The sequence below is a fragment of the Dyella subtropica genome, from assembly GCF_026283965.1.
Taxonomy (GTDB): domain Bacteria; phylum Pseudomonadota; class Gammaproteobacteria; order Xanthomonadales; family Rhodanobacteraceae; genus Dyella_D; species Dyella_D subtropica.
Genome location: NZ_JAPDPD010000023.1, coordinates 69,855 through 84,209, shown reverse-complemented (window position 1 = coordinate 84,209; position 14,355 = coordinate 69,855). Strand labels below are relative to the sequence as shown.

13 protein-coding genes are annotated in these 14,355 nt (G+C 63.4%); 8 read left to right on the top strand and 5 right to left on the bottom strand.

Features of this window, described 5'->3' with window-relative positions:
* The first annotated feature begins 671 nt into the window (after positions 1-671).
* From OUZ45_RS17905 to OUZ45_RS17885, 5 genes are all read left to right on the top strand, one after another.
* Entirely contained in the window at positions 672-2,054 is a 1,383-nt protein-coding gene (locus OUZ45_RS17905; RefSeq protein WP_266171536.1) for a sensor histidine kinase, read from the top strand.
* 90 nt (positions 2,055-2,144) lie between these two features.
* Complete coding sequence (locus OUZ45_RS17900; protein WP_266171535.1) at positions 2,145-3,083, top strand: SPFH domain-containing protein; 939 nt, start codon at positions 2,145-2,147, stop codon at positions 3,081-3,083.
* 148 nt (positions 3,084-3,231) lie between these two features.
* Positions 3,232-3,681: an NfeD family protein gene (locus tag OUZ45_RS17895; RefSeq protein ID WP_266171533.1), complete on the top strand. Its 450-nt coding sequence runs from the start codon at positions 3,232-3,234 to the stop codon at positions 3,679-3,681.
* A 26-nt stretch (positions 3,682-3,707) separates the two neighbouring features.
* Complete coding sequence (locus OUZ45_RS17890) at positions 3,708-4,040, top strand: hypothetical protein (protein ID WP_266171532.1); 333 nt, start codon at positions 3,708-3,710, stop codon at positions 4,038-4,040.
* Positions 4,041-4,099: 59 nt separating this feature from the next.
* Positions 4,100-5,383 carry a threonine/serine exporter family protein gene (locus OUZ45_RS17885; RefSeq protein WP_266171531.1) on the top strand — a complete coding sequence of 428 codons (1,284 nt, stop codon included), beginning with the start codon at positions 4,100-4,102 and terminating at the stop codon, positions 5,381-5,383.
* A 69-nt stretch (positions 5,384-5,452) separates the two neighbouring features.
* On the opposite strand, the gene OUZ45_RS17880 is transcribed toward OUZ45_RS17885, so the two are convergent.
* From OUZ45_RS17880 to OUZ45_RS17870, 3 genes are all read right to left on the bottom strand, one after another.
* Positions 5,453-5,779: an H-NS histone family protein gene (locus OUZ45_RS17880; protein WP_266171530.1), complete on the bottom strand. Its 327-nt coding sequence runs from the start codon at positions 5,777-5,779 to the stop codon at positions 5,453-5,455.
* 336 nt (positions 5,780-6,115) lie between these two features.
* The gene (locus tag OUZ45_RS17875) at positions 6,116-7,813 is read right to left on the bottom strand and encodes a proline--tRNA ligase (RefSeq protein ID WP_266171529.1); all 1,698 of its coding nucleotides are present in this window, start codon (positions 7,811-7,813) and stop codon (positions 6,116-6,118) included.
* Positions 7,814-7,914: 101 nt separating this feature from the next.
* Positions 7,915-8,355, bottom strand: coding sequence for a DUF4124 domain-containing protein (locus OUZ45_RS17870; RefSeq protein WP_266171528.1), 441 nt, complete (start codon positions 8,353-8,355; stop codon positions 7,915-7,917).
* A 104-nt stretch (positions 8,356-8,459) separates the two neighbouring features.
* Between OUZ45_RS17870 and OUZ45_RS17865 the strand changes: the two genes are divergently transcribed.
* From OUZ45_RS17865 to rimI, 3 genes are read left to right on the top strand one after another with little or no spacing between them, the layout of a single operon-like run.
* Positions 8,460-9,236, top strand: coding sequence for a CDP-alcohol phosphatidyltransferase family protein (locus tag OUZ45_RS17865; protein WP_266171527.1), 777 nt, complete (start codon positions 8,460-8,462; stop codon positions 9,234-9,236).
* Positions 9,237-9,241: 5 nt separating this feature from the next.
* The gene (locus tag OUZ45_RS17860; protein ID WP_266171544.1) at positions 9,242-9,724 is read left to right on the top strand and encodes a hypothetical protein; all 483 of its coding nucleotides are present in this window, start codon (positions 9,242-9,244) and stop codon (positions 9,722-9,724) included.
* Positions 9,725-9,729: 5 nt separating this feature from the next.
* Positions 9,730-10,200, top strand: coding sequence for a ribosomal protein S18-alanine N-acetyltransferase (gene rimI, locus OUZ45_RS17855; protein ID WP_425601712.1), 471 nt, complete (start codon positions 9,730-9,732; stop codon positions 10,198-10,200).
* Positions 10,201-10,795: 595 nt separating this feature from the next.
* Here the strand turns inward: rimI and OUZ45_RS17850 are convergent.
* Positions 10,796-13,639, bottom strand: a complete 2,844-nt coding sequence (locus tag OUZ45_RS17850) for a valine--tRNA ligase (protein WP_266171524.1) — start codon at positions 13,637-13,639, stop codon at positions 10,796-10,798.
* 290 nt (positions 13,640-13,929) lie between these two features.
* Positions 13,930-14,349 (bottom strand): VOC family protein, encoded by a 420-nt coding sequence (locus tag OUZ45_RS17845; protein WP_266171523.1) that lies wholly within the window; start codon positions 14,347-14,349, stop codon positions 13,930-13,932.
* Positions 14,350-14,355: the final 6 nt, after the last annotated feature.

Below are 14,355 nucleotides of genomic sequence, written 5' to 3'. Positions count from 1 at the left end.
GCCGCGGTCCGAGTCACTTTTCTCTGTTTGGCCAGAGAAAAGTAACCAAAAGAGAGGCCACCCCGGTTCCGCGCCCTCCGGCTTCGCCTGCGGGTCCGTGAGGTCTGGCCGGGCTTTTCGACACGACGTTTGGTGTCCTGTCGGGAGGCATGGGCATCCGTGCCCATGCCCCTGCGGGCCTTATCGTCCAGCCCTCACCGCTGCACAGGGGACCCAAGGTCAAAAGCAACGTCAAGAGCGGCAGGCTTTCGCCTGCGTGCACATGTCTAAAGATGGTTGCCGATGGTTGGTGGGGCATATCAAGATGCGGGCTATCGTCAATTCACCTAGGGAGCTGGTTATGCGTCTGTGGTTTATGTCAGGCATGGTCTGCGCATTGTTGTTGGCCGCTGCAACGGCGCAAGGCCAGTCCGCGCCACCGGCTTCGGTCAGGAGTGATCATTGGGCCGCGCCGGCTTCGGCTACCAGCGTGAGTTACGGCAGCAACGCTACGGTGCCGCGTGAGCAGTCCGGCAGTTTCCACCTCAAGAGTGATGACAAGGCAGACAGGCCCCGCATTCTGATTCAGTCGGGGAAGTCGGCGTATGGCCGTCCGGCGCCCAACTGCGAAATGAATCCAACGGCGTCGTCCTGTCTGACCCCTAGTACAAAACCTGCGTCGGAGCGATAGGGTGCTTCGCCGTCTGAATACGCTGGAAGCGCGCCTTACTCTGCTGCTGTGTCTAGCCTATGTGTCGGGTGCGTTGATCTACGTTGGCGTGACGCAGTGGCCGCTGCCGCAGTTGTTGCAATGGATGAAGCAGGATCTGGGCGTCACCGTGAAGGCGCCGGCGCATATGGGTATTTGGGGCGGGTTGCTGGTCAGCGCCGCACTGGCTGTGCCGCTGTCGATCTGGTTGGCGGGGCGTGTGATGCATCCGCTGAGCCGGCTGCTGCGTGCGCTCGAAGGTGCCGTTGCCAGTTATCGCGACGGCGATTTCAGTTTCTCCATCGCGGCCACGCGCGGTGATGAGCTGGGCGAGTTGATTCGCATGCACAACGCGCTCGGACAAACGCTGCGCGAGCAGCGCCAGCATCTGGCCCAGCGTGAGTTGCTGCTGGATACGGTGGTGCAGAACACGCCGGTGGCGCTGGTGCTCACGGATGCCAACGGTCGCGTGAGTTACGCCAACATCGCTGCCCGTCACCTGTTCAACGAGGGGCGCAGCCTGCACGGGCTGGATTTTCTCGAGCTGATCGAAGGGTCGCCCGAAGCGCTGCAGAAGGCGGTGAAGGGCGGTGAAGATGCGTTGCTGACGGTGGAGATGGACGGTAGCGAGGAGACGTTTCATCTGTCCCAGCGCAGCTTCCGCCTGCAAGGCCGGCCGCATCGTCTGCAGTTGTTTCGGCGCATGACGCGCGAGTTGTCGCGGCAGGAAGTGGCGACGTGGAAGCGGGTGATCCGCGTCATCAGTCACGAACTCAACAATTCATTGGCGCCGATTTCCTCGCTGGCGCATTCCGGTGCGGAGCTGGCGCGGCGTGGCGATGTCGCGCGCTTGCCTGGCGTGTTTGCAACCATCGGCGAACGTACGCGACACCTGCACGGCTTCATCGCCGGCTATGCCAGCTTCGCCAAGCTGCCGGCGCCGCAGCCGGTGCCGATCGAGTGGAAGCCTTTCCTCGACAGCCTGGCCTTGCACTGTGTTTTCCAGTTGCAGGGCAACCCGCCGGAGCAGCCGGGCTGGTTCGATGCCGCGCAGATCGAGCAGGTGCTGATCAATCTGATCAAGAACGCGCACGAGTCGGGTGGTGCGGAGCACGAAGTGTCGCTGGCGCTGGTGGTGATCGGGCACGATCTGCGCATCGAAGTGGCGGACCGCGGCCCAGGCATGAGCGAAACCGTGCTGGCGCAGGCGCTGCTGCCGTTCTATTCCACCAAGCGTTCCGGTACCGGCCTGGGCCTGGCGCTGGCGCGCGAGATCGTGGAAGCCCATGGCGGGCGGATCATGCTGGCCAACCGTGAACAGGGCGGCCTGCGGGTGAGTCTGCTACTGCCGCTCAAGGCTATGTAATCACGTAACCAGCCACCCTAGGGATGCTCTGATCTATTCAACGTAGGCGTCACCTATACTCAAGCCCTCGTCATGGATAGGAGGGTGGCAATGGGACAGCTTTTTGCACTGGTCTTTGTCGTCGTCGCGATCATCGCGATCGCCAAACTCGTTCGCATCGTGCCGCAAGGTTTCGAGTGGACGGTGGAGACGTTCGGTCGCTATACGCGCACGCTCACGCCCGGCCTGCATTTCCTTATGCCGATCTATCATGCGGTCGGCCGCAAGATGAACATGATGGAGCAGGTGCTTGATGTGCCGTCGCAGGACGTGATCACCAAGGACAACGCCGTGGTCCGCGTGGATGGCGTGGTGTTCTATCAGGTGTTGGACGCGGCCAAGGCTGCCTACGAGGTGTCCAATCTCGAACAGGCGGCGCTGGCGCTGGTGATGACCAACATCCGTACCGTGCTTGGCTCGATGGATTTGGACGAATCGCTGAGTCAGCGCGACGCCATCAACGCGAAGTTGCTGCGTGTGGTGGATGAGGCGACGCATCCGTGGGGCGTCAAAGTGAACCGCATCGAGATCAAGGATATTGCGCCGCCGCGCGACCTGATCGATTCGATGGCGCGACAGATGAAGGCCGAGCGCGAGAAGCGCGCAAACATTCTCGAGGCGGAAGGCTTCCGTCAGGCGGCGATCCTCAAGGCCGAAGGCGAGAAGCAGTCGGTGATCCTTGCCGCCGAAGGTGAGAAGGAAGCGGCATTCCGCGCCGCCGAAGCACGCGAACGATCGGCCGAAGCCGAAGCCAAGGCGACGGCGATGGTTTCCGAGTCCATTGCCAACGGCAACGTCAACGCACTCAACTACTTCGTCGCTAACAAGTATGTCGAAGCGTTGAAGGAAATGGCGCACTCGCCGAATCAGAAGATGCTGTTGCTGCCGATAGAGGCGACCGGCGTGCTGGGCTCATTGGCGGGTATCGCCGAGCTGGCCAAGGAGTCACTGGGGCAGCAGCAGGAGAAAGCCGCAGCCCGGCGCACGTAACGGGCTCATGTAGGAGCGCACCTTGTGCGCGAAAGGTGCCGACAGGCGCCCGCTTGTTGGGTCGAAGGCAACGACACCTTCAAGTACCTTTCGCGCACAGGGTGCGCTCCTACAGCATCATCTTCGGCGTTTCTTTTGGGGGTGTTTCATGTTTGCAAGCACTGCAACGCACTACCTGTGGTGGATCCTCGCACTGGTGCTGATCGCCATGGAGGTGATGCTGCCCGGCTATTTCATGTTGTGGATCGGCATCGCCGCAGCGATTACCGGCGTGTTGATGCTGGTATGGCCGGAACTGTCGCTGCTGTCGCAGTCGATCGCTTTCGTTGTGCTGGCCTTTCTCTCCTGCGCGGCTTACTGGTATCTGCTGCGTCCGAAGCTGCAGCGCGCCGAGCCTGGCGACACGCGTCTGAATCGGCGCGGCGAGCAAAAGATCGGGCAGCGTTATGTGCTGGCGGAAGCCATCGTCAACGGTCGCGGCAAGGCGCGCGTAGGGGATGGTTTGTGGCTGGTCAGCGGACCGGATCTGCCCGAGGGCAGCACGGTCGAGGTGATCGCCGTGGACGGCAATACGTTGAAAGTAAGGCCAGTCGCTTGACGTCATCCATGGAGGGTTCGCGCATCATGGCCTGGCTCGGTCGCTTCGGATTTGTATTGGCATGGATACTGGCATTGCTCTTTGCCGCGATGCTGGGAGTCAACCTTCCTGCATGTGGGGAAGATGCATTCGGTTGGTCCTTGCTCTTGTTGGTCTTGATGGCGATGTATGCGTGGCCGCTGGTGCCGGTGCTGTTGCTTGTGGCTGCTGTGATTGCGTCCCGTATGCGTCGTGAGGCGGGGCTGTGGCGCCGTCGGCTTATCGGGTTGGCTGGTTCTGTGATGGCGGTACTGGTGGTGTTCTTGCTGGCCGGTTGGCTTGGCGGCGGTGCTGGTAGCTGCCATCTGAATCTCTGGTAGGCACATCGCCTGGACGGCCAAACGTATTCAAGCCCCTGGCTTCCGGGTAAGAATGCGGCATGACTTTTTCGCCTGCTTCGCTGTCGACCACCCAGTTCGCCACTACGGCGCTGAATACCCGTATTGCCTTTCTGGTGGAGTTGGCGCGCCGGCTGCACCAGTACGGCACCTCGGCACCGCGTCTGGAGATGGCGATCTCCGGTTCCGCGCAGCGGCTGGGGCTGGCGGCGGATGTCTGGTCCAGCCCCACGGCGATCATCATTTCCTTTGCGGACCTAGCCCAGGGCGACGATGGCGTGGCCCAGGTGACCCAGGTGATGCGCCTGCCACCGGGCGACGTGAATCTTGCACGCCTATGTCAGGCGGATCTGATCGCCGACCAGGTGATCGCCGGTGAATTGGATCTGCGCGAAGGTTTTCGTTTGTTGCGGGAACTCGGCAAGCCGGATACCCGCCGCGCCCAGGCCGGGGTGATCGCCAGCTACGGGCTGGCGGCGGCCAGTGTGGTGGCCTTGCTGCTGCACAGTTCGTGGGCGGACCTGCTCACGACCGCGCTGATCGGTTTGATCATCGGCATGATCACGGTGTTGTCGGCGAAGCGACCGCGCCTGGCGGTGGCCAGCGAGGCGATCTGTGCGCTGGTGGCCACCGTGGTGGCGATCGTGGTGAGTGCTTTTGTGGTGCCGCTGGCGATCAAGTCGGTGGTGCTGGCCAGCCTGATCGTGCTGGTGCCCGGCATGGCGTTGACCACGGGCGTCCGCGAGATTTCCAGTCAGCATCTGGTGGCCGGCATGGCGAGGATGGGCGGGGCCGTGTCGAGCCTGCTCAAGCTGACCTTCGGCACCGTGGCTGGCACGCAGCTGTGCGCCGCGGTAGGTATTTACCCGCACGATTTCGCGCTACCGCCGTTGCCGGCGTGGACGGATTATCCGGCTTTACTGGCGGCGGCCTTTGCTTTCGCCATCACTTTTCGCGCCGCGCGAAAGGATTGGCTGGTGGTGATGGCTGCCGTGGTGCTGGGTTATCTCGCCACGCGCTGGGGCGGACTCGTTTCCGGCGCCGTGCCGGCGGCGCCTTTTGGCGTATTTTTGGGCGGTTTCATGCTCAGCGCATTGGCCAATGTGTATGCGCGTTATGCCCATCGCCCGGGGGCGGTGGTTCGCGAACCGGGCATCATTCTGCTGGTGCCTGGCAGCGTGGGATTTCGCAGCGTATCGTATTTGCTGGAGCGCGATACTTCGCTTGGCCTGGATACCGGCGTGCTGCTGATAACGTTGTTGATTTCACTGGTCGCGGGGCTGCTGTTTGGCGATTTGCTGGTGGCACCGCGGCGTTCGCTTTGAATTGACTGGAATGCACTCATAAGAACGCCGGCCAATGGCCGGCGTTTTGTCGTGCACGAACCGGGCGGGTCAGATCGCCAGGTCTTTTTCCTTCTTGCCGGCCTTCAGCGCATCGTTGAACCAGCGCGGACGCTTGCCGCGGCCGGACCAGGTCTGCTCCGGATCGGCCGGGTTGCGGTACTTCGGCGGCACGATGCCACCCGACTTGCGGGCCTTGCCACGTACACCCTGGCCGAAGATGTCTTCGAAGGCATAACCCTCGGCCTTGATCAATGCGTGAATCTTTTCGCGCAGCTTGCCGACCTTTTCCTTGCGCAGTTCGTTCTGACGGAGCTGCGCCTTGTTGATCAGTTCATTGAGCTGATTGTGATTGAGATTTTTGATATCGACGGCCATGACGACTCCCGGGATGATAATGAGCCATTAGAGGCATTTGTTGTTTTAGTTGAAACTAAAAAGCCAGTGTGTTGCGCGAATGATTCTCCATGAATTTTTCGTCAATTGCAAAGCGGATGTGGATGCTCGTAAATGATTGCGATAATCCCGCCCGGCTTAGGCGTCGCTTTCGCAATGGCCAATCTATTTTGGAAGGATTCCGCGTTCTGCCTAATGTGTTTCCCGATAGCGGATAGCAAAACGGCCGCATCATGCGGCCGTTTTGATTAGCGATGGAGGCCGGAATGGCGGGGCTGCCGCCATTCGGTTATGTCGTGCCGGTTCAGTCGAGCAAGTTCAGCCGAGCAGGGCGAACAACTCGTCGGCGCTGATGGCGCGGCTTTCCGTTTCATGGCGCGCGCGATATTCCAGCGTGCCGGCGGCGATGCCGCGCTCGCTCACCACGACGCGATGCGGAATACCGATCAACTCCATATCGGCAAACATGGAGCCAGGGCGCAGGCCGCGGTCGTCGAGCACGGTTTCGATGCCGCGCTCATTGAGCTGGCGATAGAGCGCCTCGGCGGCCTCCACCACGGCGGGGCTGTTCTTCGGGTTGATCACGCAGACAGCAATACGCCAGGGCGCCATCGCCTCCGGCCAGATCACGCCGGCCTCGTCGTGGCGCTGCTCGATGGCGGCGGCCACGATGCGGCTGACGCCGATGCCGTAGCAGCCCATCAGCATCACCTGGGCCTTGCTCTGGTCGTCCACCACGGTGGCGCCAAGCGCTTCGGCGTATTTATTGCCCAGCTGGAACACGTGGCCGACTTCGATGCCGCGCGCGATGTGCAGCGTGCCCTTGCCGTCCGGCGAGAGGTCGCCCTCGACCACTTTGCGGAGGTCTTCGATGCGGGTGACGCGCGCGTCGCGCTCCCAGTTGGCGCCGGTGTAGTGGGTACCGTCGGCGTTGCCGCCGCAGACGAAGTCGGCCAGCATGGCTGCGCTACGGTCCACGATAACGGGGATCTCGGCAGGCAGCCCTACCGGCCCGATGAAGCCCGGGCGGGTGCCGGTGACGGCGAGAATCTCCGCTTCGGTGGCGAGCACGGATTCGCCCGGCAGCTCGGCCAGCTTGCCGGCCTTCACCTCGTTGATCTCATGGTCGCCGCGCACGCACAGCGCGACCAGCCCCTGGCTGCCCTGCACCAGAATGGTCTTTATGCACTGCTGTGGAGACACCTTAAGGAAGGTGGCGACCTCGTCGATGGTCTTTTGCGTGGGCGTGTCGACGCGCTGCAGTGCGGCCGCGGCGACAGGGCGGGCACCGGCCGGAGCCAGTGCTTCGGCCTTCTCGATGTTGGCGGCGTATTCGGAGCCATCGGAGAACGCAATGGCGTCCTCGCCCGAATCGGCCAGCACCTGGAACTCATGGCTGGCATTGCCGCCGATGGCGCCAGTGTCGGCCTGCACCGCGCGGAACTTCAGGCCCAGGCGGGTGAAGATGCGGCTGTAGGCCTGGTACATCGCGTCGTAGGTTTCGGCCAGCGATTCCTGGGTGAGGTGGAAGGAGTAGGCGTCCTTCATCAGGAATTCGCGAGCGCGCATCACGCCGAAGCGGGGGCGGATCTCGTCGCGGAACTTGGTCTGGATTTGATAGAAATTCACCGGCAGCTGCTTGTAGCTCTTCAGCTCGTTGCGCGCGAAATCGGTGATGACTTCTTCATGCGTGGGGCCGTAGCAGAACTCCTGCTCCTTGCGGTCCTTGATCTTCAGCAGCTGACCGCCGAATTTTTCCCAGCGGCCGGTTTCCACCCACAACTCTTTCGGCTGCACGGAGGGCATCAGCATTTCGATGGCGCCCGCGCGGTTCATTTCCTCGCGCACCACCTGTTCCACTTTGCGCAGCACGCGCAGGCCTAGCGGCGACCAGGTGTACAGGCCGGAGGCGAGCTTGCGGATCATGCCGGCGCGCAGCATCAGGCGATGGCTGGCGATCTCGGCATCGGCGGGGACTTCCTTGACGGTGGCCAAGTGGAACTGGCTAAGGCGCATGCGGGCGAATCCGGCGTGAAAAAGAACCGATTATAGCGGCCCGCAGTACCGGCTCCGCGCCGCCTTGCCGCCCGCCGTGCCCGGCGGGCGGGGCAAAACGCCTACTGGTTCGGACAGAACTGCTTGTACTGGGCTTCCGCGGTGGCCTGCTGCTGCTGCCGCTGGGCATCGTCCAGCAGCTTGGGCTGGTTGTTTTCCTGCATCACCACCGGCTGCTTGCTGCGCAGTGTTTCCAGGTTGCTCTTCAAGGTGGCGCAGAGTTTGGTGCGGTTTTCCGGGGTGTCGGCCATTGGCTTCTGAGCAGCGGTGGACGCTGCGGCTGGTTTGGCCGGTTCGTGCGATGTGCTCTCGGGCCCATGCGCCGCTGGCTCGGCGAGCGGTTGGACGCTGCCGGTGGTGGTGACACGCTTGAACTGGGTGCCCTTCGGCGGCGGATTGTCAGAGTAGTGCACGGTGCCACTGGCATCGGTCCACTTGTAAGCCTGGCCCATGGCCAGGGGGGCAAGCAGCAGCAGGGCGACGGCGATCAACGGGCGACGCATGGTCTTCTCCGGGAGGTTCAGAGGTGTGGCGCCCTTGTTAGCACCCCGCCGGATCGGACTCAAGCGATGGTTTACACTGCGCGTATTCCGTCACGGATTGTTTCATGAGCGAGAGCACGCCAGTCCGCCCGCCGCGGCATCGGGGCATCTACCTGCTGCCGAATCTGTTCACCACCGGCGCCATGTTCGCCGGGTTCTACGCCATCATTGCGAGCATCGGCGGCAATTACAGCGACGCGGGCATCGCCGTGTTCGTGGCGGCCCTGCTGGATGGCATGGACGGCCGCGTGGCGCGCGCCACCGGCACCCAGAGCGAATTCGGCGTGCAGTACGACTCTCTCTCCGATCTGGTCAGCTTCGGGCTGGCGCCGTCGCTGGTGATGTACACCTGGTCGCTGTCCGCATTGAAGAATTACGGCCCGCTGTGGGGCAAGATCGGCTGGGCGGCGGCTTTCATCTACGCGGCCTGCGCGGCGCTGCGCCTGGCGCGTTTCAACACCCAGGTCGGCGTGGCCGACAAGCGCTACTTCCAGGGGCTGGCCAGCCCGGCGGCGGCGGCCGTGTGCATGTCTTTCGTGTGGAGCATGGACAAGTTCGGTGTGGTCGGCGAGGAGGTGTGCTTCTTTACGCCGTTCATGGCTGTGACCGTCGGCTTGCTGATGGTCAGCCGCTTCCGCTACTACAGCTTCAAGTCGCTGCCGATGGGCGACCGCGATCGCGTGCCGTTCCTGTGGATCATCGTCGGCTTGCTCATTCTGATTCCGTTCTTCGTGGACCCGCCGCGCGTATTGTTCGTGGTGTTCACCCTGTACCTGTTGTCCGGCCCTGTCATGACCTTGTGGGGAAGGGCTACGCGTCGCCGCCGTCGAGGCGTGGCGTGAGCGCCATGGCCCAGGCCGCTGCCAGCTCGGCGCATCGCACGCGGGTCTTGCGTGCCCTCGGTGTGACGCCGTGGGTGCGCCGTGCCGCGCCAATGCCGGCGGAAGTGCCCGGTTCCGTTTCCGCGGCGCCCATGCCGGACGCCCAGGTCGGCGACTGCGTGGTGTTGCTGCCCGCGGGTTGCGATACGAAAGCGCTGGACCTGCTTGGGCGGGCGCTTCATTCCTTCGGCCCGGCCCTGGCCCGCGCCGCGCGTATCGAGGTGCGCGATGGGCATCTGGCCTCGGCCCCGGTGGCCCGTGCCTATCTGGTGTTCGGCGATGCCCAGGCGCACGCCTTGGGGCGTGAACTGCCTGCGGCCACGCTCAATCAGGCGCATATCGTTCTGGCGGACGAACCCGCCAGCGTGTATGCCTCCGCAGCCGGCAAGCGGCGCCTGTGGAACGCTTTGCGCAGTCTGCGCCGCGCCCTGGCGCAGGCGGGAGGCTGAGCCAAGTGGTCGCCGTCGCCCGGCCCCATGCGGAAGTTCGCGCCATGCGTCGCGACGACCTGCCTGCGGTCAGCGCGATGGAAAGTGCTTCCTACGATTTTCCATGGAGCGAGGGCATCTTCAGCGATTGCCTTAAAGCCGGACATCCATGCTGGGTGCTGTGGGTGGACGGCGAGGTCGCTGGCTACGGCGTGCTTTCAGTGGCAGCGGGCGAGGCGCACGTGCTCAACCTTTGCATCGGCCAGGCGCATCGCGGGCTGGGTCTTGGGCGGCATTTGCTGAAGCGCTTGCTGGATGTGGCGCGCTGGAATGGTGCGCAGCGGGTGTTTCTGGAAGTGCGGCCTTCGAATCCGGTGGCGCAGACGCTCTATCAGTCGGTGGGTTTTATCGAGATCGGCCGTCGGCCGAAGTATTACCCGGCGAAGGTGGGGCGGGAGGATGCCATTGTGATGGCGTTGGAATTGGTGGCGCCGTAGGCGCTTGGGTCGCCGCTTCTATTTTGTCACTCCGGCGCGGGGCCGGGCGCCGGTGACTTAGCGCTTCGATTGTCGCGTTGTCGCGACCGGGTTCGCCTGCGGCGGGCTTCCGTCCGCCTGCCGGCGGCCGGGTTACTTCTCTTTAGTTTGGTCACGCCTGAGCAGGAGCGATGGCGAACAGCGCAGCTGGCCCGAAGGGCGGAGGGCATGGATGCCCGGAGTCAAGAGAAGTAACCAAGAGAAAGACCACCCCGGTTACGCGCCCTTCGGGTTCGTGAGGGCTGGCCGGGCCAGCTCTTAGATGACATGGGGACACGACGTCTCTGTCGTGTCGAAAAGGAACCGGCATCCATGCCGGTTCCCCTGCGGGCCTGATCGTCCATCCCTCACCGCTGCACAGGGGGCCCAAGATCAAGAGCAGGCTCGCTGACGCATCGCCTTGGCTCCCTCCCTTGCTTGCAGGGGAGGGCTGGGGAGGGGTGAGTACTTGAGAAAGCGTTTCGGGAAAGGTTTTGGCAAGTGTTCACCCCCTCCCAACCTCCCCCTGTCCCACGGGACTAGCTCTGCGTCGCAAGCAGGGGGAGGAGCAAGAGCATCAGCCCAGCTTCTGCGCCTGCTCCCGCAGCGCATTGAGCTGTACACCCCAATCGGCAATGCGCTGACGCTCCTGCGCAACCACTTCAGCCGGTGCATTGGCGACGAAGTTGGCGTTGCTCAGTTTGCCTTCGCACTTTTTGATCTCGCTTTCGATGCGGCCGATTTCTTTGGCGAGGCGTGTCTTCTCGGCGCCAAGATCGATCAGGCCTGCGAGCGGGATCAGCACGCGCAGGGAACCCACCACGGCAGCGGCAGCGGCGGGTTCGTCGGCACCGGATACGATCCATTGCGGTGCTTCCACGCGGGCGAGGAAGCTGATCTGTGCGGCGAATTTGGTGGCGCGTGTGCGATCGGTGGCGTCGCCATCGGCGAGCAGCAGCGGGATGGTTTTGCCGGGGGCGATGTTCATTTCCGCGCGGATACGGCGGATGCCGCTCAGCACGTTCTTGAACCACTCGATTTCGGCGGTGGCCGCTTCGTCGGTGGGGATGTCGTCAGCCTTCGGCCATGGGCGCTGCAGGATGCCCTCGGCCTGGATGCCCAGCTTCGGTGCCACGGTTTGCCAAATTTCTTCGGTGATGAAGGGCACGATGGGATGCAGTGCGCGCAGCACGGTTTCCAGCACAACCAGTAGCGTGTGGCGAGTCGAAGCGGCTGCGATGGCATCGTCGCCATTCAGTGCGGGCTTGGACAGCTCGAGGAACCAGTCGCAGAACTCGTTCCAGGTGAATTCGTACAGCGCCTGCGCGAGCAGGTCGAAGCGGTAGGTGACGAAGTGCTGCTCCACCTCCACCAGCGTCTGCTTGAGGTGGGTGAGGATCCAGCGTTCCGCTTCGGTGGCCGGTGCGGCGGGCGCTGGCGGCAATTCGCCTTCCGGCATATTCATCAGCACGAAGCGCGCCGCGTTCCACAGCTTGTTGCAGAAGGCCTTGTAGCCTTCGGCGCGCTTGATGTCGAAGTTGATGGTGCGGCTGTAGCTGGCCAGCGCGGCGAAAGTGAAGCGCAGCGCATCGGTGCCGATGGCGGGGATGCCGGCGGGGTAGTCCTTGCGGATGCGCTTTTCCACTTTCTCGCGCACCTGCGGAATCAGCAGCGACTTGGTGGACTTGTCGACCAGCGCTTCCAGTTCGATGCCGTCGATCAGGTCCAGCGGATCCAGGGTGTTGCCCTTGGACTTGGACATCTTCTGGCCTTCCGCATCGCGCACGATGGCGTTGATGTAGACCTCGCGGAACGGAATCTTGCCGGTGAAGTACTTGGTCGCCATCACCATGCGCGCGACCCAGAAGAAGATGATGTCGAAGCCGGTGACCAGCACGGCGCTGGGCAGGAAGATCTTGTCGTTCTCCCATTGGGCGACGATCTCGCCGCGCTCGTTTTTCACCGGGCCGTTGGCCGGCCAGCCGAGCGTGGAGAACGGCCACAGCGCCGAGCTGAACCAGGTGTCCAGCACGTCGTCGTCCTGCTTGAGTGCGCCGACCGGGGCGACCGTAGCGTGCTTGCGCGCATCGGCTTCGTCTTCGCCGACGAAGATATTGCCCGCTTCGTCGTACCACGCCGGGATGCGGTGGCCCCACCACAGCTGGCGGCTGATGCACCAGTCCTGGATGTTGTCGAGCCACTGCGTGTACGTGGTGCTCCAGTTCTCCGGCACGAACTTGATCTCGCCGCCGCGCACGGCTTCCAGCGCCGGCTCGGTGATGGCCTTGCGGCCACCGGGGCGGCCATCTTTTTGGACGTCCGACGTGAGATCGACGAACCACTGGTCCGTCAGCATGGGCTCGATCACCGCGTCGGAGCGCTGGCTCACTGGCACCTGCAGTTTGTGCGGCTTGGTTTCGACCAGCAGGTCGGCCGCCTCGAGATCGGCGAGCACGGCCTTGCGAGCTTCGTAGCGATCCATGCCTTGGTACTTGGCTGGCGCGTTGCCGTTGACCTTGGCTTCGAGCGTGAAGATCTCGATCGGCGTCAGGTTATGGCGCTGGCCGATGGCGTAGTCGTTGAAGTCGTGTGCGGGCGTGATCTTCACGCAGCCGGTGCCGAAATCCTTGTCGACATAGTCGTCGGCGATCACCGGAATCTGGCGGCCGCTCAACGGCAAGGTAAGCATCTTGCCGATCAGGTGCTGATAGCGCTCGTCGTCGGGATGCACGGCGACGGCGACGTCGCCCAGCATGGTTTCCGGACGTGTGGTGGCGACCACGACGCTTTCACCGCTGCCAGTCACGGGATAGCGAATCGACCACATATGGCCGTCGCGCTCGACGTTGTTCACTTCGAGATCGGAGACGGCGGTGCCCAGCACCGGGTCCCAGTTCACCAGGCGATTGCCGCGGTAGATCAGGCCTGTGCGATACCACTCCACGAACACCTTGCGCACGGCGGCCGAGAGACCTTCATCCATGGTGAAGCGTTCGCGTGACCAGTCGGCGGCCACGCCGAGGCGACGCATCTGGTTGGTGATGGTGGAGCCGGACTCCTCCTTCCACTGCCACACGCGCTCGACGAACGGCTCGCGACCCAGGTCATGGCGCGTCTTGCCTTCGGCGGCGAGCTGGTTCTCCACGATCTTCTGGGTGGCGATACCAGCATGGTCGGTACCCACCTGCCACAGCGTGTTCATGCCGCGCATGCGCTGGTAGCGAATCAGCATGTCCATCACGGTCTGCTGGAACGCGTGGCCCATGTGCAGAGTGCCGGTGACATTCGGCGGCGGCAGCAGAATGCAGTACGGCTCGCCTTGCCCCGACGGCTGGCCCGTGCTCGTTTTGAATACGCCACTGGCCTCCCAGCGTGCGTACCACTTCGACTCGATCTGCTGGGGCTCGAAACTCTTGTCCATCGGGGGCTCGTCTTTGCGCGCCGGGAGGGGCGCGGGGGATTGGCGTTTAAAGGGACGATTGTACGGGTGGGGCGGCTGGGGTGCCAAAAAGCCAGCTAGGTACCCACTCAAACGAGATGAGGGCTGGGGGAGTCCCGTAGGAGCGCACCCTGTGCGCGACAAACCGGCAGGAAAGCCGGTTTGCACGGTGTAGGCCGCCCGAAGGGCGAGGGCCATGGAAGGCCCGAATGACAGACGCCATGGATCGGCGCTTGCGCGCCGGGTCGCCCACAGGGTGGGCTCCTACAGGGTCATCGGCTTGTTATCAGCTCGCCGCCCCAGCTGGCCGGATCGACATCGTCGATGGTTTGGGAAAAGGTCCAGGTGTGCCCGCCGATATCCGTTGCGGAATACTGGCGTTCGCCGTAGGGATAGCTGGTGGGTGGATGGAGGATGGTTGCTCCGGCGGCCTCTGCTTTTGCGTGATGCGCGTCGACGTCTTCGACCCGGACCATGGTCGAATGGGTCGATACGCGGGATGCGTTTTCCGGACCCGCATCCGAAGCGACTACGGCACCGTCGCCAAATTCGAGCTGGATGCGGTGGTCGCCGATGCGCAGCCTTTCCCTGAATCCGAACGCACGGCACAGCCACTCAGCCGCCTGCCGCACCTCGGAGTAGCCCAGCACCGGGATGATCGTGCTTGAGGGTATGGAGCGGTTGTGGCGCATGGTCAT